Raw genomic sequence first — 23,326 nt, 5'->3', positions numbered from 1 at the left:
ACGCGTACCGTTATGTCCGACGCTTCCGGCGCATCGCGCAAAAAGTCCATCGTTACCTGGCTCATCGTGGTGACCGCGCTGGTGTTGCTCGGCGTCGTCCTGTGGCGTCTCGATCGTGCGCCGACGACCGACGACGCCTATGTCTATGCCGACACGATCAACGTCGTGCCGGAAGTGAACGGCAAGATCGTCGAGATGCCGGTACGCGACAACCAGCCGGTCAAGCGGGGCGACCTGCTGTTCCGGATCGACCCGCGGCCTTACCAGGACGCGCTGGATCAGGCGCGTGCCCGACGGGTCACGCTCGACAGGCAGATCGCCCTGACGCAGCGCTCGGTCAATGCGCAGCAGTACAACGCCGATTCCGTGAAGGCGGCGGTCGAGCGCTCGCGCGCGCAGGCCAACCAGGCGACGGATACGCTGCATCGCGTCGAGCCGCTGCTCGCGCACGGCTATACGTCGGCGGAAGAGGTCGATCGGGCGCGTACCGCGCAACGGGCGGCGCAGGCGGAGCTGAACGCGGCGATGCTGCAGGCGCAGCAGGCGGCCGCGGCCGTGAGCGGCGTGGATGCGCTGGTGGCGCAGCGCGCGGAAGTCGATGCGCAGATCGCCCTCGCGGAGCTGAACCTCGAGTTCACCGAAGTGCGCGCACCGTTCGACGGCCGGGTGGCTGCGTTGCGCACGACGGTCGGCCAGTTCGCATCCGCGCTCAAGCCGGTCTTCACGCTGATCGATACGCGTCACTGGTATGTGATCGCCAATTTTCGCGAGACCGACCTGAAAGACGTGCGCGCGGGCATGCCGGCCACCGTCTACCTGATGAGCGACACGGGCCGGCGCTTCGACGGCACGATCGATTCGATCAGCTACGGGGTGTTGCCCGACGACGGCGGCGTGGTGCTGGAGGGCTTGCCGCGCGTGGCGCGCAGCATCAACTGGGTGCACGTGTCGCAGCGTTTCCCGGTGAAGATCGCGGTGCGGAACCCGGACCCCGAGACGTTCCGGATCGGCACCTCGGCGGTGGCCACGCTGCGGCCGGGTGCCGCCGTGCACGATGCGGCACGGTGAGCGTGACATGAGCGCCGGGCATCCCGCCGCGAGCCGCCTGCAGCGCTTCGCCCGCTTCATCGGCGGCGAAATCCGGCCGTACCCGGGGCGCCTGAACGTGACACTGCGCTGCGTGCTCGCGAGCGCGCTCGTCATCGTCGCGTCGATGGCGTTGCAGGTGCCGCTGCTGGCGCTGTCGCTGATCGTCGTGTTTTATGTGACGCAGGCGAACGTGGTGGTGACGCGGCTGATCGGCGTGCTGTTCGTGATCGGCTCGACCGTGGCGGTCGGCAGCGCGATCCTGGTGCTCAAGTTCACCTACGACTATCCGTTGCTGCGGATTCTGCTCGCGAGCGCGCTGTTCCTGTTCAGCGTCTACATGATGCGGGTGGCGAAGATCGGGGTCGTGTTCTTCATCGTCGCGATCGTCGTCATTTACGTGCAGACGTTCGTCGATCGAACCGACCAGGCCGAGCTGCTGGTGCGCACCACGTTGTGGGTGTGGGTCGCGGTCAACTACGCGATCGCGGTGACGCTCGCGATCAATACGCTGTTCCTGCCCGCGGAACCGGTGCGTCAGCTCGAGGCGGCCATGCGCGGCCAGCTGGCGGCGATCGATGCGGCGCTGGCCCGGCTCGACCATCGCGCATCGGCGGCCGGCGGGCCGGGCGCGCGTGACATCCAGGCCGGTGTGCTGACGCTCCAGAAGCTGCTGCGCTTTGCGACGATGCGGGATGCGTCGTATCGCGCGAATCAGGCGCTGCATCTCGCACGGGTGGCGACGGTGTCCCGCCTGTACGCGGCGGCCGGCCATCTGCAGGACGCCGCGGCCGGCACGACGGCAGACGCGATACGCGCACTGCGCGACGCATGCCGCGGTCTCGGCGACGCGATCGAAACGGGCGCGCGATTCGTCGCGCCGCCGTCGCTGCTCGACTTGCCGACGGACGGCTTGCCCGGCGCGCTGGCGGAAATGCGCGACGCGTTGCTGGCGTTCGCGGATCGATCCGCCGCCCCGCCGGCCGCCCCGTCTCCGGCCGAGAAGGCGCGCCTGCTGGTTCCCGACGCGTTGACCAATCCCGCCTACGTGCAGTTCGCGTTGAAGACGCTGATGGCCGCGCTGCTCAGCTACGTCTTCTATGTCGCGACCGATTGGCCCGGCATTCACACGATGATGCTGAGCTGTCTGATCGTTGCTCAGCCGAGCCTCGGCGCCACGACCCAGCGGGCGGCGCTCCGGATCGGCGGCGCCGCGGTCGGCAGCGCACTGGCGCTCGCGATGGTCGTGTGGGTCGTGCCGCATCTCGACGATATCGTCGGCCTGTTGATGATGACGTTGCCGGTGGTGGCACTGGGCGCGTGGGTGTCCGCCGGGTCGGAACGCATCAGTTATGCCGGCACGCAGATCGTGTTTACGTTCGCGCTGGCCTTGCTGGAGAAATTCGGCCCGACCACCGATCTCACCGAAATCCGCGACCGGATGATCGGGATCCTGCTCGGTGTCGTCGTGTCGACGGTCGTCCATGCGTGCCTGTGGCCCGAGGCGGAAGGCGAAGCGCTGCGCCAGCGCGCCGCGCGGCTGCTGCGCCGGATCGGCGAGCATCTCCGTGCGGAGACGGTTCAGCCGGTGCCCGTCGGCCTCTGGAGCGAGCTGGGCGACAGCGAGGCGATGTCGGCGCGCGTCGCGCTCGAGCCGGGATGGCAGATGGCGGACGGCGAGCACGAAGGCCTGACCCTGCGCATGCAGGCGCTGCTGGCCCGGTCCCGGGAAATCCTGCTGGCGGTCGACGCGTTCGGCGCGGAGCGACGTGCGTCGTGGCCGGTGCGAACCGCGACCGCGGCAACCGCCTTCCAGCACGAGCTGGCCGCATGCATCGACGGCTACGCGGACGCGCTGGCCGCGCATCCGCTGACGGTGAGCGCGCCGCCGCGCGCGTCGCTCGATGCGCTGGCCGAATGCTGCGCGGCGGATCTTGCGGCCGGGCCGACCGATGCCCTGCGGGCCGCGTACGACCGGCTGACGACCCGGGCCGAAAGCCTGGCCGGCCAGATCTCGGGCTTGCCCGCCTGGGCGCCGGAACCCGCCGGTCCAGTATTGACTTCTCGAGCTTCGCAAGCATGACTGATTCGTTGATTCGTCCCTTCCGTTCATCGTTGCGCCGTATCTCCGTCGCGGTGTTGCTGTGCGGCCTGTCCGCCTGTGCGTTGATCCGTCATGACGTGAAGCCGGCGGCGACGCTCGACGCCGAGCGCATCCGCTTGGCCGACGACATCCATCTGGCGAAGGACGGCTGGCCGTCGGCGCGCTGGTGGACGCGCTACGGCGATCCGCAACTGGACGCGCTGGTCGGGCGTGCGCTGGCCGATTCGCCGACGATGGCGATCGCGCGGACGCGCGTGTCGCAGGCCAAGGCCGACGTCGACCTCGTGAAATCGGGCACCGGCCTGCAGGTGGGGGCACTGGCCTCGGTGGACCGCGAGCGCGTGTCGGGCAACGGCTTCCTGGGCGCCTATTCAGGAAATGAACCGCTCATTGGCGCAACCGGGCCCTGGTACACGGAAGGCATCGTCGGTCTCGGCGCGAGCCTCGACATCGATATCTGGGGCAAGGCGCGCGCACAGGTGGCGGCTGCGCTGGGGGTGCACAACGCGCGGGTGGTCGAGACATCGGCCGTCGAACTGGAGCTTTCCGCGGACGTGGTGCAGCTTTACTACGGTATCCAGACCACCTATCGGCTCATCGAGCTGCTGCAGCAGTTGCAGGACGTCGCGACGTTTTCTCTGAATGCGCACGCCGCGCGGGCGGCGCGGGGGCTCGAGCCACAGACGCAGACCGAGGTCGCCCGCGCGCAGCAGCTGGCCGCGGCACGGCAGATCGTGGCCGCCCGGGGGCGCATCACGCAGCAGCGCGAAGCCCTGCGCGCGCTGATCGGAGCGGGGCCGGACGATCTCGCCGAGATCCGGCCCGTGCCGTTGCCGGCGCCACCGTCCGCGTTGCCTGCGACGCTGTCGTACGAACTGCTGGCGCGCCGCCCGGATCTGCAGGCGATGCGCTGGTATGTCGAAGCGTCGTTCGACAAGATCGACGCGGCGAAGGCCGCGTTCTATCCGAGCTTCGACATCAAGGCATTCTTCGGCGTCAATGCGTTGCATCTGGCCGACCTGTTCACGCATGCCAGCCAGCAGATCAACCTGGTGCCTGGCCTGACCCTGCCGATCTTCGACGGGGGGCGGCTCAACGCGAACCTCGGCAACGCCCGCACCGCGAGCAACCTGCTGATCCTGCAGTACAACCAGTCGGTGCTGAACGCCGTGCGCGACGTGGCCACGAGCGGCAGCCGGCTGCAGGATCTCGACACCGAGGCGGCCCTGCAAACCGAGAAGATCCGCGCGGTGACGTTCACCGAGGACAGCGCCGAGGCCCACTACCAGCGCGGGCTGGCGAGCCAGTTGACTGCGGTCGAGGCGAGGCAGGCCGTCATTCAGGAACGGATTGCGCTGCTCGACATCGACGGCCGGCGAATCGGCCAGGACATCGCGTTGGCGAAGGCGCTCGGCGGCGGCTACCGGTCGGACGCGCCTGTTGTCCTGAACCCGCGGTAATGCAGTACGTGCCCGACCCGCTCGCACGCTCCGGCCTGGGTGACGCATCGCGCGAGGCGGATGGATTTCGCACGATGCTGGGCGCGCAGCTCGCGATCAAGCACGTGCTGGACCAGACCATGCTGGCGGCGTTCGGTATCCGCTCGTCGCAGGGGCGTGCGCTGGTTCAGCTCGCACGCGGCGGCGCGATGTCGTGCCAGCGGCTCGCGAGCGTGCTCGGGTGCGGCACCAGCCGCCTCACGCGTCTGGCGCAGGATCTCGAACGTCGCGCGCTGATCGTGCGGTGCCGGGATGACCGGGATCGCCGGGCACTGGTGCTGACGCTCACGCCGGCAGGCATGGCCATCGCGGAGCGTGTCCCTGCCATCATCGCGGAAGCAGAGGCCGTCGCCCTGGAGCCGTTGACGGTGGAGGAGCGGATGTTCCTCGCAAGGCTTCTTCAGCGGATACTCGGCGAGCGCGACGCGTGATGCGTCGTTGTCGCCATCGTCACCCTCTCTCAATGCAGTGAAATCGGCCCGCCTCGATGCGCGCGTCGTCGATGTCGGAAGGCGCGCATGCGCGGCATGCGCTCGATTGCGCCTGTTGCCTGCCTGCATCGTTCGCAGACCTCGCTTGCTTCGGTTGAGCAGCGGGAGGTCGATCAGCCGGAGGTCGATCAGCCAATCTCTTCAATGAGTCGAGTCGGGACACGCAGCCTGGCGTTCGTCCCCGGTCGCGCTCAAGCGGCGCGATGCGCGGAACAGCCGCTTTTGCCGGCGCCGCCCCTGCGTCGGCGCGGTGCCGGCGGGCGTCATGACTGTTCGGGTTCGGAAGGGCAGCGCATGGCCGGCGACGCCGTATCGACGTTTTTGGCGATGCGCTGCGCGGTCGCCATTGCGCGTACCGTGCCGGCGATCTCCGTCGCAAGCTGGCCGATCGCCTGACGGTGCCCGGTCACGAGCGCGTCGTAGCCCGCCGTCACCGGTACGGTCGCGTGGGTGTGACAGGTCGTGACGCGCTGGCTGGAGAGCGAGCGCACGCTCCACACGGCATCGAGCACGGCGCGCTGGCCCGGCCACGATTCGAACCGCTGTACGTCCACGCTGACCCGGTAGACGGGTACGCCCGGCGGGTAAGCCGAATGGGCGACGTCGATCGTATCGAGCTGACGCGCCAGCGCCGACGAAAGCGCACTGCGAATCTCGTCGGCCGGCGCCGACGCCCAGCGTTCCTGCTCGAGTACATCGACTTGCCCGATGCTTTTCTGCACGACGAACTGATTCTTCGCAACCTGCTCGGGGACGCCGACGGCAGGTACCTAGATCAGGAAGGCCGGATTGGCCGACGCGGTGGGCGTGGCGGCCGATCCGTCGGCGGCGAGCGTGTAGAAGCGGGCCGGCGGCGACGCGCAGCCGGCGAGCGTCGCGGCCACGGCAAGGGTCGCGCCGGCCCGCGCGAGAAGCTGGCCGAGGCGTGGCGTGCGTGCGTTCATTGCTTGTCTCCGGGTTTGCCTTGCAGCAGCGATTCGGGGTGGCGTTCGAGATAGTCGGCGAGCATGTTCAGCGAACGGAGCGTTTGCGTCAGTTCCTTCAGTGCGCCGCGTACGTCCGATTGCAACGGGGAATCCTGCTGCAGCGTGGCTTCGGCGGTCGTGAACGTCTGCTTCGCGGCCGACAACGTATCGCGTGCCGCGGGCGCGACCTGCGTGTCGAGCTGCTTGAACAGCTTGTCGGCATTGGCGAGCGTGCTGTTCAGGTTGGCGCCGATCTGGTCGAACGGCACCTTGTCGAGTTTCTTCGCGATGTCGGCGACCTGCAGTTGCAATTCGTCGAGCGTGTTCGGCACGGTCGGCAACTCGATCGTCTCCTGATTGACATCGAGTTTCACGGCCGAGGCGGCGGGGAAGAAGTCGAGCGCGACGTACAACTGGCTCGTCAGCAGGTTGCCCGTGCGCAACTGGCCGCGCAGGCCGTGCTCGACGAGTCGCTGAAGAATTTCGCGGCGCGCGGGTTCGCCCTTGCTGCGGATCGTATCGCGGAAGCGCTTGCCGAGGCGCTCGGGGTAGATGTTCATCGTCACCGGCATCGTGAAGCCCTTGGTTTTCGGGTCGTAGTCGATGCCGATATTCGTGACCTCGCCGAGCACGATGCCGCGGAAGTCGACCGGTGCGCCGACGCTCAGCCCGCGCAGCGACTGGTTGAAGTTCATCACGACCGGCACGCGTTCGCCGTCCGGATCGCGCATCGCCTGCGTCTCGTCCGCGCCGAGCGCGAAGACCGTATCGTGCGTGGCAACGGCGCCGGCTGGCTGGTCGACCGGTGCCTGGAACGCGATGCCGCCGAGAATCACGGTCGCGAGCGATTGCGTGTTGAGCTTGAGGCCGCTCGAATCGAGCCGCAGATCGACGCCGCTCGCCTGCCACCAGCGCGAGTTCGTGTGGACATACTGGTCGTACGGCGCATTGACGAACACGGTGAACGTGACGCCCGTGCCGAGCGGGTCGAGCGAGAAGCCGACGACTTGCCCGACCTGCACGCGCCGGTAGTAGACGGGGGAGCCGATATCGATCGAGCCGAGCGAATCGCCGCGCAGCGTGTATTGCGTGCCGCGCTGGTCGCCGGTGACGGCTGGCGGTGTCTCGAGTCCGCTGAACGCGGTGGCGTCGATTTTCGAGCGCCCGGCATCGACGCCGATGTACGCGCCGGACAGCAGCGTGCCGAGGCCCGACACGCCGCTTGCGCCGACCCGCGGCCGCACGACCCAGAACCGCGAATCCTTCACGGCGAAGGTGTCGGCGTCCTTGGTGAGCTGGACGTCGACCAGCACGTGCGACAAGTCCTTGGCAAGCTTGATCGCCTTGACGGTGCCGATTTCGACATCCTTGTATTTCACCCGGGTCTTGCCGGGTTCGAGGCCATCGGCGTTGCGGAAGCTGATCGTGATCTCGGGCCCGCGTTCGAGCACCGACTTGACGACCAGCCCGATGCCGATCAGCGCGGCGACGAGCGGCACCAGCCAGACGAGCGACGGCAGCCATCCGGCGCGTGTCGCGATGACGGGATCGGGGACGGACGGGAACGGTTGGCCGTTCCCGGGGCGTTCCGCGTGCGAATCGTGTTGCGGGCCTTGCGGACTATTCATGGTGTTTCCCAGAAGTTTCGACTGGATCCCAGATCAGGCGGGGATCGAACTGCATCGATGCGAGCATCGTGAGGATCACGACGGAACCGAACGCGAGCGCGCCGGGGCCGGCCGTGATCGTCGCCAGCGAGCGGAAATGGACGAGCGCGGCGGTGAGCGTCACGACGAAGATGTCGAGCATCGACCAGCGGCCGATCCGTTCGACCATCCGGTAAAGCCGGGTGCGCTGCATCGGCCGCCAGGCGGAGCGGCGCTGTGCGGTGAAAGCGAGGATGAAGAGCACGCCGAGCTTGAGCATCGGCACGAGGATGCTCGCGACGAACACGACGACGGCGAGCGGCCATTCGCCCGACACCCAGAAATAGACGACGCCGCTCATGATCGTGTCGTCCTGCGAACCGACGATCGAGGTCGTGTGCATCATCGGCAGCAGGTTGGCCGGGATATAGAGGATCACGGCGGCGATCAGCAGTGCCCACGTGCGCGCGAGGCCATTCGGGATGCGCGCGTGCAGCGCCGTGCCGCAGCGCGTGCAGCGGGCCGGGGTGGCATGCGGGTGCCCGGCGTCCGGCTGCGCATGCCGCTGTACGCGGCCGCACGCGTGGCAGCCCGTCACACCCGCGCGGCGAGCGGTCACGATCTTCATCGTGCGGTCGCGCGACGTGCCGGGCCGCCCGCCGCGCGCTCGCGCAGCGCATCGGCCACGTCCCACAGCGCGCGGGGGTCGAACGCCGCGGCCACGGCGAGCAGCAGCGTGAGCGTCGCGAACGCGAACAGCGCCGCCTCGGGCACGACTTGCGCGAGGCTCACCATCTTCACGATCGTGACGAGAATGCCGAGCATGAACACCTCGATCATGCCCCACGGGCGGACGAGCTGGATCGCCCGCAACACGATGTCGAAGGCCGGCGGGATCCGGCCGGCGCGAAGCGGGGCCAGCAGGTAGAGGAGCGCGGCCAGCTCGACCAGCGGAAACAGCAGCGCGGAACAGAACACCATGACCGCGACGATCCGCATGTCCTGGCGCCACAGCGCATCGAGTGCACCGGTCAGCGTGGTCTGCACGTGCATGCCGCTGACGTTCATTTCGAGGATCGGAAAACATTGGGCGATCGCGAACGCGATCAGGGCCGCGAGCGTGAGCGCGCAGATCCGGTCGAGCTGCGCGGCATGGCCGCGGTAGAGCCGTTCGTTGCAGCGCGGGCAGCGGGCGGTTGCTTTGCCTGCGAGGCGCGGCTTGTTCAGCACCGCATCGCAGGTATGGCAAACAATCAAGGCAGGTTGGGACACGTGACGTGATTCGTTTCGGTTCTATCGAAAAATTCGGAAAAGCGCGGCGTCTCGATGGCGGCATGAACGGGCCGCACCGAGGCCTGCGCGGGTCAACGGCGAGGCTTCCGGACTTCGTCGAGCATGCGGGCCAGCGAGGCGCCGAGCACGCGTCGTTCCTCGGCGGACAAGCGGCCGAGTACGGCCTGCCCGGCCTGGGCGAGCACCGACGGGATCTGCCGCGCGAGCGCGAGGCCGGCGGGCGTCAGCGACAGGTTCCGCGTGCGGCGGTCGTCGCTGCCCGGACGGCAGACGACCCATTCGCGGTTGGGGAGATCGTGCAGCAGGCGCGAGATCCGGCTCGTACCGCAGCCGAGTGCCTTCGCGAGATCCTGTTGCGAGACGGTTTCGCCCCCCGCGAGCTGGACGAGCACGCTGCCCTGGGAGAAGGAGATCCCGAGTGTCGTCAGCATGCGCTGGTCGAGCATGCGCTCGATCGAGACACGGACGTCCAGCAGCAACCGGAAGCTGTCGACGTGGCGCGGTGTGCCACCTCGGCTGAAGGACAAAAGGTTCTCGAACATATTCGGCATCACCCTGCATTCGACGCGACACGCGCATCCGGTCGATATCCACCACCGTGCGCGCTGGGCAAGGTGCGGTTTCGATGGTAAGCGTGCGGGGCCGGCGGGAAAATTGGAAAATCCGACAACGCAATTGTCGATATTCACAACGCGACCGGCCTTGGCCATGCCACCGCCGGGCAATTCCGCGATACTTTCGCCTACGCAGTCACAGCGCCGCGCCGTGCCTGTCCATTCCATTGCGACCCAAGCCGACCATGCCAGTCATCGTTCCCCCCCTCAGCTCGCGCCTGCGCGACAAGCTTGCCGAGCTCGCGGACGACCGCGCCGTGATCGTCGAGAGCGCGTATGCAATCCTGATGAAGCTCGAGGGCTACCGGGACCTCGCACCGACCGTCAGAAACGACATCTTCGAAGCGATGTCGCTGCAGACGGATCTGTGCCTCCGGTCGTTACTGACGGGGAAGCCCTGTTCGGCGGAGGTCATCGACGCGTTGCAGGAATCGGCGCGGCGCCGCGTGCACCAGAATGTGCCGCTGCAGTCGATCCTGCGTGCGTATCAGCTTGGCGCGCGCGAGATCTGGCGGGTGAGTGCCGAGCTTGGCCGGGCCGACCCGGCACTCGCGGAGGAATTGCTGTTCGACGTGTCGCCGTATCTGTTCGACTTCTTCGACGAGCAGGCGCAGATCACCGCGCAAGCCTATATGGCCGAGCAGCACCAGCAGGCCTGGTGGCGTGAATCGCTGCTGCATCAGTTCCGCGACGTGATCTTCCATGCATCCGGCGATGCCGCGATGTTTGCGGAGCTGGCCGCCGCGCTCGGACTGGATGCCACGTCACCGCGCGTCGCACTCGCGATCGACGCCGACCTCCGGGATCTTCCGCCGGTTGTCCGGTACGACGAACTCGAACGGCTCGTCCTGATTGCGGCACGGCATCTGGAAGTGGCGCGGGAGGCGCTCGTGCATGCGTGGCATCGCGAACGGCTGGTGATCTGGGTGCCGTGCACGCGCGGCGATACGCTCAGCCGCTGCGACCAGCTCGTCGCCGAGCGGGCGGCGCGCCTCGTCGGTGCGGAACCGCGCATGCGCAACATCGGGATCGGCCTAATGAATCATGGTGCGGACGGCTGGGCCGCGTCGGTCACCGAGGCGCTGAAGGCCGTCGACTTCGCGCCGCGCGACGGGCAGTCCCGCAGGATCCACCGGTACTCGTCGATCGCGATCGAGGAAAGCGTGCGCGGCACGCCCAACGTGCTGCGCTACCTGGTTTCGCTGATCGAGCAGTTGTCGGGCGAGGCGGATCTGATCGCGACGCTCGCCGCCTATTTCGAGAGCGGGCAGCGGCGCAGGGTGACGGCCGAGCGCCTGAACATTCATCCCAATACGCTGATCCATCGGCTGGAGCGCATCGAAACCCTGCTGGGCGCGTCGCTCGACGATCCCGGGTGGATCGCGCAACTCGACATCGCGCTCAAACTGAGACACGCCCCGTCCGGGAGCGTGGCGACCGAGCCGGTCGAACCCGAACCGAAACCGAAACCGAGGCGAGGGCGCGCAAGCGCGAAATGACCGGCCGGGGCGGCGCGTCGGGCCGCGTCACGCGTTGTCGCGTACCGCCATCGCAAGCGGCATCATCGCCGGCCCGATAGCGGCGAGCAGGCGCTCTTTCGATACCCCGTCGCGGGATTGCACGGAAATGCCGTGCAGCTGCGTCGCATAGAAATCGGCCAGCGCCTTGATGTCGGTGCCCGGCGCGAGCTGCCCCTGCGCGGCGGCAAGCTGCAGGCGCTCGGCGATCGATTGCGTGCGTGCGCGCCGATGGGCGGCCAGCCATTCCATGACACCTTCGTTTTCGGCCGAGTAGTTGGTCGCGGCGGAGACCACCATGCAGCCGTGCGGCTGGCCACGCTTCGTATAAGCGGCGACGGCGTCGCGCAGCATCCGCTCGACGGCCGCGCGGACGTCGGTTTCCTCGCCGAGCGCACGATCGGCGAAGCCGCCTTCGCTTTGTTCGTAGAGCGCCACGGCTTCATGGAACAGGGCTTCCTTGCTGCCGAAGGCGGCATAGATGCGCGCCGACGCAATGCCCATCGCTTCGACCAGGTCGGACATCGACGTGCCTTCGTAGCCGCGTCGCCAGAACGCGAGCATCGCGCGTTTCAGCGCCATGTCGCGATCGAATTCTCTCGGTCGTCCCGCCATATCCCTTTCGTCCGTCGTCACATCGTGCGCCGATTTTATCGCGCGCCGTGTTGACACGCACCGTTCCGGCATTCTATTCTTTGTCGATCAACAAACAATAGGAGTTGATCATGCGTACTCTCAAGGGCCCCAGTCTCCATCTCGCGCAGTTCGCCGACGATGCGATGCCGTTCAACAGCTTGCCGAATATCGCGCAATGGGCGGCCGGCGTCGGCTTCAAGGCGCTGCAGATTCCCGCGTGGGACGGCCGGCTGTTCGACGTGGAGACCGCTGCAGAAAGCCAGGCCTATTGCGATGACGTGAAGGGCATGCTGGCCGAACACGGGCTGGAGATCAGCGAACTGACCACGCATATCTTCGGGCAACTGGTCGCCGTGCATCCGGCATACGACGCCATGTGCGACAACTTCGCGCCCGAGGCCGTGCGCGGCAATCCGGCCGCGCGCACCGCATGGGCGCTGGATCGGCTCGAGCTGGCGGCGCGGGCGTCACGCCGCCTGGGGCTGACCGACATGGGCACTTTTTCGGGCTCGTTCGCGTGGCCGTACCTGTTTCCGTTCCCGCAACGGCCCGCCGGCCTGATCGAGACGGCCTTCGACGAACTGGCGCGCCGCTGGCGGCCGATTCTCGACGTCTGCGATGAAAACGGCGTCAACCTCTGCTACGAGATCCACCCCAGCGAAGACCTGCACGACGGCGTCAGTTTCGAGCGCTTCCATGCGCTGGTCGGCCAGCACGCGCGCTGCAAGATGCTGTTCGATCCCAGCCATTTCGTGCTGCAGCAACTCGACTATCTGGCCTACATCGATATCTATCGCGAACACATCCGCATGTTCCATGTGAAGGATGCCGAGTTTCTGCCTTCGGGCCGTCAGGGCATCTACGGCGGCTACAGCTCGTGGCTGGAGCGTGCCGGCCGTTTCCGCTCGCTCGGCGACGGTCAGGTCGACTTCAAGGCGATTTTTTCGAAATTTGCTCAGTACGACTACACAGGATGGGCAACCCTCGAGTGGGAATGCTGCCTCAAGGATCAGGAGGACGGCGCGCGCGAAGGCGTCGCGTTCATCAACGACCACATCATCCGGGTGACGGAGCGCGTCTTCGACGACTTCGCCGGTGCCGCGGTCAATCAACAGCAAATCCACGACATGCTCGGCATCGCCTGAGCCGGCCCCCCATTGCGAGGAACCATCGATATGTCCGCTCAACTTCAGTCGTCGTTCGCCGACGCTCAACGCTTTGCCCATCAATACGTCCGCATCGACGGCCAGCGCATTCATTGCGTCACGGCCGGCGTCGGCACCCCGGTCCTGCTGATTCCGGGATGGCCGCAAACCTGGTACGCATGGCGTCATGTGATGCAGGCGCTCGCCGCGCGCGGCTTCATGGCCATCGCGGTCGATCCGCCAGGCACCGGCTACTCCGACCGGCCGGATGCGGGTTACGACACGGGGCACACGGCGGCCACGTTGCATCGCGTGATGGTGCAGCTCGGCTTCGATGTGTACCAGGTGGCCGGCCACGACGTCGGCATGTGGGTGGCCTATGCGCTGGCGAGCGATCGGCCCGAGGCCGTGAAGTCGCTGGCGCTCACGGAGGCCGTGATTCCGGGGCTGGCGCCCGCGCCGTCGATCTTCGCTCCGCCGGAAGAGAACATCTTCCTGTGGCATTTCATGTTCAACCAGCTGGCCGATCTGCCCGAGACGCTGATTGCCGGACGTGAGCGGGCCTATCTGGAGTTCATGTTCAACCGCTGGTCGTTCCGGCGCGATTGCGTGGCCGTCGATGTGTATATCGACGCCTATGCGGCGCCGGGCGGCTTGCGTGGCGGCTTCTCGTATTACCGCGCGATTCCGGAGACGATCCGGCAGAACCGCGAGCGGGCGCAGCACAAGCTGGCGATGCCGGTGCTCGCCATCGGTGCCGAACATGCGACCAACGATGCGCCGCTGGTCACGATGCGCGACAACGCGACGGATCTGCAGGGCGCGGTCGTCCCCGATTGCGGCCACTTCATCATGGAAGAGGCGCCGGACGCGTTCATCGGCCATCTGCTGCCGTTCCTGGAACGGAGCCGCTGACCATGCCGATCGACGCGAACATCGCCGCGCTGCTGGAGCGATTGGCCGGGGGCGAGCCGCCTGCGTCGCTGGACGCGTTGCGGCAAGCCACCGATACGGCACTGCGGGGCTGGCATGGACCGCTGGAAGCGGTCGACCGTACGGAAACCTTCGCGGTGCCCACGCGCGACGGGCGGCAGATTCGCGTGCGGGCCTATTGGCCGGCGGTGACATCGGCGCGCGTGGCAGGCCAGCCGGCGATCGTCTATGCGCACGGCGGCGGGTGGTGCCTCGGCACGCTCGAGCTTTACGACAATCCTTGCCGCGCGCTGGCCAACGCGACGCAATGCGTCGTGCTGTCGGTCGATTACCGGCTTGCGCCGGAGCACCCGTTTCCGGTGCCGCTGGAGGATTTCTGCGATGCGCTGGACTGGGTATTCCGCGAGGCGGGCGCCCTGGGGCTGGACCCGGCGCGCATCGCCGTCGGCGGCGACAGTGCCGGAGGCAACCTGGCGGCGGCTGCCTGCCTGGTCGCACGGGAGCGGAGCGGCCCGGCGATCGCGCATCAGCTGTTGCTGTATCCGCCGCTGGATGCGTCGATGAGCGCGACGTCCTATCGGACTTGCGGGCAGGGCTACTACCTGACGCAAGAGATCATGCGGGTTTGCTTCGACCTGTACCTGGCCGATGCGGACGACGGCAGCTCACCCGGTGTGTCGCCGCTGCGGGCGGCTTCGTTCGAGGGTTTGCCACCGGCCACGTTGCTGGCGTGCGAGTACGACCCGGTGCGCGATGACGCGCAGGCGTATGCCGAGCGATTGCGGGAAGCCGGCGTGCCGGCCGATTGCGTCGTGCTGCCGGGGATGATCCATGCGTGCATCCACATGGTCGGCGTGACGCCGGCCGCCCGCCAGGTGTTCGACGTGGCCGGCGCGCAGATGCGCCGGGCGTTCCGGCGGTGAGCGCATGGCCGAAGGGTGCGTGCGCGAAATCGGGAAGACCGGCGCGTTTTCCGTGGTTTCGGCGAGCTTCGTCTCTGACAGGCCACACGGTGGACGTATTGACGTCCGGCAGCAGGTTGACTAGATTCGTCACATGAACGCACGTTTCGTCACGACCACGACTACCACCACGACCGCCAATGGCGGGCCGGGAGGAGGTTGCGCGTCGTAGGCCAGTGTGTCGAACCCACCCCAAGCCCCGCCGGAAACGGACGGGGCTTTTTTCATGCTCCGTCTGGCCGGCATCGAACGTCAGCGGAGAACATGATGGATGATTGCGATCGCCGGGTGTCCGGCGACAGAGTCGACCCGTTTCGCCAGAAGGACAACAAGCCGGCTGCCTGGCTCACGGGAATCGCGGAAGGCGTGCCGGCGTCGACGCGGGTCCTGCTGATCTTCCAGTTCCTCGTGAATCTGTCGGTGTTCGGGTCGCTGCCGCTGCTTGCCGCGTTCCTGGACATGGAGCGTCATCTGGACGCGAGTAGCGTCGCCAGCGTGCTGACGGTGAATCTGCTGGCGAGCCGGCTGCTGCCGCTGGTGCTGGGTGCCTCGACGGATCGCTTCAGCAGTCGCGTGCTGACCACGCTCGGCCTGCTTTGCCGTGCGGTGGGGTTCGTCGGATTCGCGTTGGCGCGGTCGCTGCCGGGCCTGTTGATGTGGGCGTGCCTGTCCGGGCTGGGGGCGGCGCTTTACGAAACGACCGCGTATTCGATCTTCGGCTCGCTCGATGGCGCGGTGCGCCCCAAGGTGTTCGCACTGAACAATCTGGCGCTCAATCTCGGCGCGTTGATCGGCCCGGCGCTACTGATCGTCGTGCCGAACACGAACGGGGCACTGCCGTTTCTGGTGAGCGGCGCGGTGTTCACGGCGCTCGCGCTGATTGCTCCGTGGATCGCGGGGCGAAGCCGGCGCCCCGCGGCCGCAGCGCACCCGCTGCGCGGTGTGCTGGCCGCGTTTGGCGACAGGCGGTTCCGCCGGCTCTGCTGGGCGCTTGTTCCGTTCTGGACCGTGTATACGCAGATTTACGTCTTCATCCCGTTGACCTTTTCGCATGGCGCACACGGCTTTAACGGCGTGAGACCGTTCTACATCACGAACGCGCTGATCGGAATCGCCACCGCCTGGCTCGGCATGGGCTGGTTTCAGCGCACGAACTGGCGCGCGATGATGGTGATCGGGCATGCCGCGTTGTGCGGCTGCTTTGCGATTGCGGCACTGTTGTTCACTCGCGATCGGGGCGCGGAGGCGTCGCTCGTGATCCTGGTCGTGATTGCGATCGTCTTCACGTTTGGCGAGAGCCTGATTCTTCCCGCATCGAACATTGCGCTCGCCGACCTGACGACGGACGGCAATGCCGGCCGCTATTTCGGCGCGTCGGCGATTTCGTGGGCGATCGGCGGGATGCTCGGCAACTTCATCGGCAGCATCGCCGCAGGCTGGACGGTGCTCGCGCCGGGATGGATCCTGTTTATGGGAATCGCGTTGGCCGGTCTGCTCGCATTCGGCAGGCAGCGGCCGGAATAGCCAGGGCGACGGTCGATGTCACGCAAGCGACCGGCGCCGCCGAATCCGCGCCTTTGCGCACTTGAACCACAGCCGCAGCGCACCGACACCGCCCGCGACCGGAATCCGCGGCAACAGGAACCGATCGTCGTCCGCATCGGCGCAGCCGCGCCGCGTCGTCGTCGCGTGGTGGTAACCCGCGGCGACGACCTGGTCGCGCACACGCGGGTCCAGATCGCCGTACGGGTAGCAGAACGATTCGATGGTCTGGCCGCTGAACGCTTCGAGCCGCCGCTTCGATTCGGTGATTTGCACGTCCGACACGTGCGCCGGTACGTGCGACAGCGCGACGTGATCGAGCGTATGCGAGCCGATTTCATGGCCGTGATCGCGCCAGGCGAGCATGTCCGCGCACGTCATGAGCGGCGAGCGTGCGGTATCGGCGCCCGCATCCCAGTCGTTCTCGCTGCCGAACCGGCCCGCGACGAAGTAGCAGGTCGCGGTGAAGCCGAGCGCGTCCAGCACGGGCATCGCATGCGTCAGCACGTTGAGAAAGCCGTCGTCGAACGTAATGCCGAACACTTTCCCGCTGCGCTCGCCGCGCAGGTACGGCTGCAGTTCGCGCACGCTCAGGCCGCGATAGCCGAGCCGCCTGAACAGCGTCATCTGGCGGCGGAACGCATCGGGCGCGACGCTCAGGCTGCGCAGGCGGTCGGTCGGCGGCGGCAGCGTGCGGATCTGGTGATACATCAGGATCGGGTAGCGTGGGGCGGGCAGCAGCATGAGCGGGTCGCGAGAACGGGGAATTACGCGGCCTTGCGGAAAATCCGCAGGGTCTTGAAGTCGCCGATTTCGACGAAATCGGCATTCGCGGCCCATTGCTCGATGATCGGCTCGGCCTGCCGGTACGCCGACGAGCCCTTGTAGAACAGCAGGTGGCCTTCGCGCGCGGTATGGCGGGCGAACAGGTCGAGCACTTCGGCGTCGGTCTTCGCGCCGTAGCGGCTGTTCGTCTCGTCGCGGAATTCGCACAGATGGAACAGCGTGACGACGTCGAACGCGGGCAGCAGGTCCGAGTTGCTCGTATAGATGTCGCCGAAATAGGCCAGATAGGTCTTGCTCACCTCCGGTTGCCGCGTGACGAGATCGACGTACGACTTGTATTCCTTCGGCGACGCGGTCACGCCGAAGACGGTGTTGTTCAGGTGCGGCCGCGCGCATTCGAGGCCGACATGATGGTGGCCGCCGGTGCCGAAGTGATAGATGCGGATGCCGTTCAGGCGAACGGATTCCAGCCATTCGATGAAGTGCACGTCGCACGGGCACTCCTGCGTGCGCAGATCCCAGTATTTCTTCCAGATGTTCATTGCCATTAAACGGACCTCAAGGATGTCACCCGACGATTGGGGTTGTGTCGAATCGATTTCTGATAGACGGACAGCGTCGCGTCGACGAATCGTTCGAACGAGAACTCGCGCTTGCCCTTCAGCCGCGCGCTGCGACCCATCTCGCGCACGCACCCGGGCTCGCGCACGATCGCGCGCAGGATTGCCTCGATTGCTTCCGGCTCGCGCGGCGGAACCACCCAGCCGTCCACGCCCGGCTCGACGTTCTCGGGCAGCCCGCCCACGCGCGTCACGATCGCGGGGCAGCCGAACGACATCGCTTCGCGGCACGCATACGACAGGCTCTCTTGGTACGACAGCACGAACGACACGTCGATGATCGAGAACGGCGCGCGCACGTCGTCGAGGCGGCCGGTGAAAGCGGTGCGCGCCGCCATGCGGTGGTGCGCGATCTGTTCACGTTGCTCGGCGGTCGGCTCAGCGCCGATCAGCAGCACGCGAAACCGTTCGCGCTCGTGTTCGGGCAGGCGGCCCAGCGCCGCGATCAGGTCCATCCAGCCTTTTTCCGGCGTGGTGCCGGCGCTGCTGCCCAGCACGATCGCGTCCGCGCTGGCCGGCCCGAACAACGCGATCTTGCGATGGCGGATTTCGTCACTCGCCAGTCGTTCCGCGGCCTGCCGGCGCACGCCGTGCTTGACGACCGTGACGTTGCCATAGGGCGACTGGCGCGCGAGCATGCCCGCCACGTAGTCGCTGACCGCGATCGTGTGGTCGGTGGCGAGGCGTGCGCGCAGCACGTTGCCGAAGCTGTCGGCACGATAGGTGTTGTGCTTGGTGAGCACCACCGCAGGCCGATACCGGCAGCCGAGCAGCGCGAGCATCACCTGCCGGTGATCGGCGGCGCCGTTGACATGGATGACGTCGAAGCGCTCGGCGACGATCCGCTGGCGCAGCCGGACGATTTCCTGGCACAGCCGGTTCCAGCGCGGCTTGAATTCCATGTCGAAGATGGCCACGTCGGGACTGTCCTTCAACAGTCGCGACAGGCGGCTGCCTTCCGGCGACGCGACGGTCACGCGATGATGCCGGCTCATCGCGGCAGCGAGATCGCGGACGTAGGTGTCCTGGCCGCCGCCGTAGTCGCCGTGGAAGTTGGTATACAGAATGTTCATCACGATGCCGCCTTTCCTCGCTCCTTCATTGAGCAGGACTGCTTAAAAAATGAATGCCTCAACCCGTTGAAAGCCATGACCCGAACCCGGTTCCGTGTTGCCGATGCGGGCGTGCGCATCGACGCCCGGGCGTGGCGGCAATGCGAATCGTTTCAAAATATTACAGAAGCATTACGTATCGTAGTGTCAAGGTCTGCGCATCTTTGTGAGGATGTGTCGCGAACGCTTGCGGAGTCGTCACGCGGTGCGATGCCGGCGGGGAGGAGGGGGAATCCCGGTGACGCGGTTCCTGCCGCCGGCGCGTGAATCGTGGTGGCCCCGGCGCGAACGGTGATGTGGCCCGATTACCTGCCTGATCGCGCAGGATGCGGGCTGGATCGCGACAAAACCGGCTTTTTGGACGGCATCCGGACGCAGATCAACCCGATCGACTTTCAAATTTGAAAGCCAGGGGGGCATTTGCGTTAGAATGCCCCCCCTTGTCCGCCATGGCGACCGCCAACGGCGGACTTGTCGCACCCAGAGAGACGTGGGTTTCGATTCGTAGCCGGGCGCGAAAGATGTGCCAGCCGTTAGCAACATAAGCTTTGTGATTTGGATTACTAATGAAGAAGAAGCACAACATCACCAAGTACATCGTTGTCGCGATGATTCTTGGTATCGCAGTGGGTTACGCCTGTCATAGCGCGTTTCCCGACCCGAACATGGCGAAGGAGGTCGCCGGCTACGTGTCGTTGCTGTCCGACGTGTTCCTGCGCCTGATCAAGATGATCATCGCGCCGCTGGTATTCGCGACGCTGACCGTCGGCATTGCGCAGATGGGCGACGGCAGCGCGGTGGGCCGCGTCGGCGTCAAGGCGTTCGGCTGGTTTTTCATCGCATCGTTTACGTCGTTGCTGCTCGGCCTGCTGACCGCAACGATCCTGCAACCGGGCAGCCATCTGAGCCTGCCGCTGCCGGCGTCCGATGCGGCCCTCGGCCTGAAGACGGGCGCCTTCACGCTGAAGGACTTCGTGGTCCACCTGGTGCCGAAGTCGATCGCGGAAGCGATGGCGAACAACGAAATCCTGCAGATCGTCGTCTTCTCGATCTTCTTCGGTACCGCGCTGTCCGCGCTCGGCGAATCGGGCAAGCGCCTGACCGGCGTGATCGACGATCTCGCGCAGGTGATGCTGAAGGTGACGGGCGCCGTGATGTGGTTCGCGCCGGTCGCGGTGTTCGCGGCGCTGGCGTCGACGATCACGACCCAGGGGCTCGGCATCCTGCTCACGTTCGCGAAGTTCATGGCGAGCTTCTATCTGGCCCTGGCGCTGCTGTGGGGCGTGCTGACGCTCGCCGGCGTGGTGTTCCTCGGCAAGCGGGCATTCACGCTGATCCGGCTGATCCGCGAGCCGTTCCTGCTGTCGTTCGCGACGGCGAGCTCGGAGGCCGCCTATCCGAAGCTGCTGGACGCGCTCGACCGCTTCGGCGTGAACCGCAAGATCTCGAGCTTCGTGCTGCCGATCGGCTATTCGTTCAACCTCGACGGCTCGATGATGTACTGCACGTTCGCGGTGCTGTTCATCGCGCAGGTGTATGGCATTCATCTGCCGCTGGGCACGCAGATCACGATGCTGCTGATGCTGATGGTCACGTCGAAGGGGATGGCCGGCGTGCCGCGCGCGTCGCTCGTCGTGATCGCGGCGACGCTCAACCAGTTCAACATGCCTGAAGCCGGGTTGCTGCTGATCATGGGCGTCGACATGTTCCTCGACATGGGGCGCTCGGCCACCAACGCGGTCGGCAACTCGATCGCGGCGGCCGTGGTCGCGAAGTGGGAAGGGCAGCTCGACGATCCGCGCGACGACGACGATCCGGACAACGGACGCGTCATGAAGGTGAAGGTGCCGGAAACCTCGGCATCGGCATGATGCGCGGCAGGGCGGCAGCGCAGCGATAGTGGCGCGTTGCCTGCCCCTTGCTCATGGACGATCGCCGGCCTGGATTCGCAACGGATTCAGGCCGGCGATTTGTTTTTGGGGCAATGATTCCGTATTGAACGCGACGATTTTCCGCTCGATTCCCTGATTGATACCGGCGCTCGCCGATTCAATCCGTCGTCGCTGAACCCGCGGCGATATTCCCGCAGGCACACGCCTGATTTTTCCGATCCCCGATTCGACGTGTAAGTGACCATTCACTGTCGCGCCGTCGCGCGCCCCGTCAGCGTGGATGGGCGCGACCGGCAATGCAATCGAACCCGAACCGGCGGAAAGCGCAGCGGCACGAGCGATTCGCAATTTTTTTCGATTTATATAACGCTATTCTCGCGCTGCGCATTATCGAACGCATGCTGCACGTAATACCGACTGCGCCGGATGATTCAGGGGAAGAATTTACGCATCGCGGTTTTCAAGCCATCCGGCCGGCCCTTCAGGTGAAAGTTCTCACCATCCAGGAGAGCATCCGTCATGGTCGCCAGACAACGATTTCAGGCTGCGCTGCTCGCCGCAGCGATCGCCGCGATTACCCCTTCCGTTCACGCACGCAACACCACCGACTGGCTCGCGAACACGTATGGCACGCTTGCGGCCCATGTCGGCAACGTCGCGCGCGCGATGTGGGTCGCGCCCGAAGGCGTGATCTATACGGCGTCGATGTGGGACGAGGATGAAGGCGGCGTCGCGATTTACCAGAACGGCAAGAGCCTCGGCTCGATCGGCACGCACGCGGAGTTCCAGGGCAGCGCGATCACGGGCAACGCAACCTCGCTGTTCGTCGCGCTGCAGCCCGGCAAGACCTACGGCAGCGGCGCCGTGGGGCGCTACAACCGCGCGACGAAGTATCGCGACCGCGTCATCCAGGTCAGCGCGGCGACCAACCAGCCGCGCATCGACGTCGTCACCGGGCTTGCGACGGCCGGCTCGCTGCTCTATGCGAGCGACTTCTACGGCAATCGCGTGCGCGTGTTCACCACCGACGGCGTGTGGCAGCGCGACATCAACGTATCGGGGCCGGGCGCGCTCGCGGTGGACGCAGCGGGTAACGTGTGGGTCGCGCAGAAGAGCGTGGGCTCGATCGTCGGCTTCAGCCCGGCCGGTGCGCTGCTGAACACGATCCGGATGCCGGCCGGGTCGCAGCCGTCGGCGCTGTATGTCGATGCGGCGGCCGGGCAGCTGCTGGTGGGGGACGAAGGCCCCGACCAGAACATCAAGCGCTATACGGTGGCGGGCCGGCCCGCGCTGGCCGGCACGTTCGGCGTGCGCGGCGGCTATCTCGACACGACGACGGGCATCAAGGGGCAGGTCGGTGCGCAGCGCTTCACGCGCATCGTCGGGATCGGCAAGGACACCGGCGGCAATCTCTATGTGCTCAACAATCCGTGGGGTGGCAGCTGGGATCTCGGCCGCAACGGCGCGACCGACATTCATGCGTACAGCAGCACCGGCAGCCTGCGGTGGACACTCCAGTCGCTGAACTTCGAAGGGATCGCCGCGCCGGACCCGGTCACCGATGGCGCGCTGTTCTACGGCGCCACGCACGTGTACGGCGGCAGCGCGGGCGGCACGTTCGTCGCGAACACGGTCGATCCGTTCGCGTATCCGGCCGATCCGCGCATCAACATGAGCGACACGCAGCGCGACGAGCATTTCGGGCTGCTCACGTCGGTGGGCGCGAACCGGATCCTCGTCGCGGCGGGCCAGAATCCGCCGGTCTTCTACTTCTTCCACTTCAATGCGGCGAACGGCTACATCGCGATCCCGGACGGCTCGATCCCGGGCCCGGCGTTCAACACGACGCGGCGCGTGACGAGCGGTTTCAGCATCGACAGCAAGGGCGGCGTGTGGGCCGGCCTCGACAAGACCGGCGCGATTACCCACTACCCGCTGACCGGCTTCGACGCGAGCGGCAAGCCGTCGTGGGGGCCGGGCGTCGCGACCCGCGTGCCCGACAGCATCCAGCCGCTCACGCGCATCGTCTATCTCGCGGACAGCGACACGATGGTGCTCGCGCAGGGGGCCATCGGAAGCAACGACTGGACGTCGATCGGCACGCGCATCGAGGTGTATCACGGCTGGAGCGCGGGCAACACGACGAAGCCGGACCCGGTGATCACGCTGCCGCACAGCGGCGCGAAATCGATCGACGCGGTGGGCAACCATCTGTTCGTCGGCTACTGGTTCAGCAGCAGCGGGCCGCTGTGGCCGAACGTCGACGCGTTCAACCTCACCACCGGCAATCTCGACACCACGCTGGTCAACGCGAGCCCCGCGACCGTCGATACCAGCAGCGCGATCGATGCGATGTACAGCATTCGTGCATACCGCCGATCGAACGGCGAGTACGTGGTGATGAAGAACAACGTGAAAGGGAACAGCATCACCGTGTACCGGTGGACGCCCTGACTTCGATGAGGCGCGCGCGGCCGCCTCGA

20 protein-coding genes and 1 pseudogene are annotated in these 23,326 nt (G+C 66.5%); 11 read left to right on the top strand and 10 right to left on the bottom strand.

From position 1 onward, the window contains the following. Positions 1-12 precede the first annotated feature (12 nt). From mdtN to LGN19_RS17190, 4 genes are read left to right on the top strand one after another with little or no spacing between them, the layout of a single operon-like run. A complete protein-coding gene (mdtN, locus tag LGN19_RS17205; RefSeq protein ID WP_174956614.1) occupies positions 13-1,068 on the top strand; it encodes a multidrug transporter subunit MdtN in 1,056 nt (351 codons plus the stop codon). Positions 1,069-1,075: 7 nt separating this feature from the next. After that, positions 1,076-3,169 (top strand): FUSC family protein, encoded by a 2,094-nt coding sequence (locus LGN19_RS17200; protein ID WP_226216196.1) that lies wholly within the window; start codon positions 1,076-1,078, stop codon positions 3,167-3,169. Further along, positions 3,166-4,650 carry an MdtP family multidrug efflux transporter outer membrane subunit gene (locus LGN19_RS17195; protein ID WP_226216456.1) on the top strand — a complete coding sequence of 495 codons (1,485 nt, stop codon included), beginning with the start codon at positions 3,166-3,168 and terminating at the stop codon, positions 4,648-4,650. Before LGN19_RS17200 ends, LGN19_RS17195 begins: the two co-directional genes overlap by 4 nt. Continuing rightward, entirely contained in the window at positions 4,650-5,120 is a 471-nt protein-coding gene (locus LGN19_RS17190; protein WP_226216195.1) for a MarR family winged helix-turn-helix transcriptional regulator, read from the top strand. The genes LGN19_RS17195 and LGN19_RS17190 overlap by 1 nt, the downstream gene beginning before the upstream one ends. Positions 5,121-5,443: 323 nt before the next feature. On the opposite strand, the pseudogene LGN19_RS17185 reads toward LGN19_RS17190, so the two are convergent. The 5 genes and pseudogenes from LGN19_RS17185 to LGN19_RS17165 all read right to left on the bottom strand — a co-directional run bounded on the left by LGN19_RS17185 (position 5,444) and on the right by LGN19_RS17165 (position 9,611). Beyond that, positions 5,444-6,124 (bottom strand): annotated as a pseudogene (locus LGN19_RS17185) (membrane integrity-associated transporter subunit PqiC). Then, the gene (locus LGN19_RS17180) at positions 6,121-7,773 is read right to left on the bottom strand and encodes an intermembrane transport protein PqiB (protein WP_226216193.1); all 1,653 of its coding nucleotides are present in this window, start codon (positions 7,771-7,773) and stop codon (positions 6,121-6,123) included. Before LGN19_RS17180 ends, LGN19_RS17185 begins: the two are co-directional and overlap by 4 nt. Further along, positions 7,766-8,419 carry a paraquat-inducible protein A gene (locus LGN19_RS17175; RefSeq protein ID WP_226216192.1) on the bottom strand — a complete coding sequence of 218 codons (654 nt, stop codon included), beginning with the start codon at positions 8,417-8,419 and terminating at the stop codon, positions 7,766-7,768. Before LGN19_RS17175 ends, LGN19_RS17180 begins: the two co-directional genes overlap by 8 nt. Continuing rightward, positions 8,416-9,063, bottom strand: a complete 648-nt coding sequence (locus tag LGN19_RS17170) for a paraquat-inducible protein A (protein ID WP_226216191.1) — start codon at positions 9,061-9,063, stop codon at positions 8,416-8,418. Before LGN19_RS17170 ends, LGN19_RS17175 begins: the two co-directional genes overlap by 4 nt. 92 nt (positions 9,064-9,155) lie before the next feature. Continuing rightward, complete coding sequence (locus LGN19_RS17165) at positions 9,156-9,611, bottom strand: MarR family winged helix-turn-helix transcriptional regulator (protein WP_226216190.1); 456 nt, start codon at positions 9,609-9,611, stop codon at positions 9,156-9,158. A 98-nt stretch (positions 9,612-9,709) separates the two neighbouring features. Between LGN19_RS17165 and LGN19_RS17160 the strand changes: the two genes are divergently transcribed. Further along, complete coding sequence (locus LGN19_RS17160) at positions 9,710-11,197, top strand: PucR family transcriptional regulator (RefSeq protein WP_226216189.1); 1,488 nt, start codon at positions 9,710-9,712, stop codon at positions 11,195-11,197. A gap of 27 nt (positions 11,198-11,224) precedes the next feature. Here LGN19_RS17160 and LGN19_RS17155 read toward each other — a convergent pair whose 3' ends face one another. After that, the gene (locus LGN19_RS17155) at positions 11,225-11,830 is read right to left on the bottom strand and encodes a TetR/AcrR family transcriptional regulator (RefSeq protein ID WP_226216188.1); all 606 of its coding nucleotides are present in this window, start codon (positions 11,828-11,830) and stop codon (positions 11,225-11,227) included. A gap of 110 nt (positions 11,831-11,940) precedes the next feature. On the opposite strand from LGN19_RS17155, the gene LGN19_RS17150 reads away from it, so the two are divergent. From LGN19_RS17150 to LGN19_RS17135, 4 genes are all read left to right on the top strand, one after another. Further along, positions 11,941-12,996: a sugar phosphate isomerase/epimerase family protein gene (locus LGN19_RS17150; protein WP_226216186.1), complete on the top strand. Its 1,056-nt coding sequence runs from the start codon at positions 11,941-11,943 to the stop codon at positions 12,994-12,996. 30 nt (positions 12,997-13,026) lie between these two features. Then, positions 13,027-13,911, top strand: a complete 885-nt coding sequence (locus LGN19_RS17145) for an alpha/beta fold hydrolase (RefSeq protein ID WP_175222120.1) — start codon at positions 13,027-13,029, stop codon at positions 13,909-13,911. 2 nt (positions 13,912-13,913) lie between these two features. After that, on the top strand, positions 13,914-14,852 hold the full coding sequence (locus tag LGN19_RS17140; protein WP_122948475.1) for an alpha/beta hydrolase: 939 nt from the start codon (positions 13,914-13,916) through the stop codon (positions 14,850-14,852). Between the two features lie 306 nt (positions 14,853-15,158). Beyond that, a complete protein-coding gene (locus LGN19_RS17135) occupies positions 15,159-16,415 on the top strand; it encodes an MFS transporter (protein ID WP_226216184.1) in 1,257 nt (418 codons plus the stop codon). Between the two features lie 18 nt (positions 16,416-16,433). On the opposite strand, the gene LGN19_RS17130 is transcribed toward LGN19_RS17135, so the two are convergent. The 3 genes from LGN19_RS17130 to LGN19_RS17120 are packed head-to-tail and all read right to left on the bottom strand — an operon-like array spanning position 16,434 to position 18,912. Then, complete coding sequence (locus LGN19_RS17130) at positions 16,434-17,177, bottom strand: polysaccharide deacetylase family protein (RefSeq protein WP_122948477.1); 744 nt, start codon at positions 17,175-17,177, stop codon at positions 16,434-16,436. A gap of 23 nt (positions 17,178-17,200) precedes the next feature. Next, positions 17,201-17,767 carry a hypothetical protein gene (locus tag LGN19_RS17125; protein WP_226216182.1) on the bottom strand — a complete coding sequence of 189 codons (567 nt, stop codon included), beginning with the start codon at positions 17,765-17,767 and terminating at the stop codon, positions 17,201-17,203. After that, positions 17,767-18,912, bottom strand: coding sequence for a glycosyltransferase family 4 protein (locus LGN19_RS17120; RefSeq protein ID WP_226216454.1), 1,146 nt, complete (start codon positions 18,910-18,912; stop codon positions 17,767-17,769). The genes LGN19_RS17125 and LGN19_RS17120 overlap by 1 nt, the downstream gene beginning before the upstream one ends. 605 nt (positions 18,913-19,517) lie before the next feature. On the opposite strand from LGN19_RS17120, the gene LGN19_RS17115 reads away from it, so the two are divergent. Next, positions 19,518-20,822: a dicarboxylate/amino acid:cation symporter gene (locus LGN19_RS17115; RefSeq protein WP_122948479.1), complete on the top strand. Its 1,305-nt coding sequence runs from the start codon at positions 19,518-19,520 to the stop codon at positions 20,820-20,822. A gap of 51 nt (positions 20,823-20,873) precedes the next feature. Here the strand turns inward: LGN19_RS17115 and LGN19_RS17110 are convergent, their stop codons facing one another. Beyond that, positions 20,874-21,191 carry a hypothetical protein gene (locus tag LGN19_RS17110; RefSeq protein WP_226216180.1) on the bottom strand — a complete coding sequence of 106 codons (318 nt, stop codon included), beginning with the start codon at positions 21,189-21,191 and terminating at the stop codon, positions 20,874-20,876. A 171-nt stretch (positions 21,192-21,362) separates the two neighbouring features. On the opposite strand from LGN19_RS17110, the gene LGN19_RS17105 reads away from it, so the two are divergent. Continuing rightward, positions 21,363-23,297 (top strand): SMP-30/gluconolactonase/LRE family protein, encoded by a 1,935-nt coding sequence (locus tag LGN19_RS17105; protein WP_226216178.1) that lies wholly within the window; start codon positions 21,363-21,365, stop codon positions 23,295-23,297. Positions 23,298-23,326: the final 29 nt, after the last annotated feature.

Source organism: Burkholderia sp. AU30198 (assembly GCF_020419825.1).
GTDB lineage: Bacteria > Pseudomonadota > Gammaproteobacteria > Burkholderiales > Burkholderiaceae > Burkholderia.
This window is presented reverse-complemented; position numbering and strand designations above follow the sequence as displayed.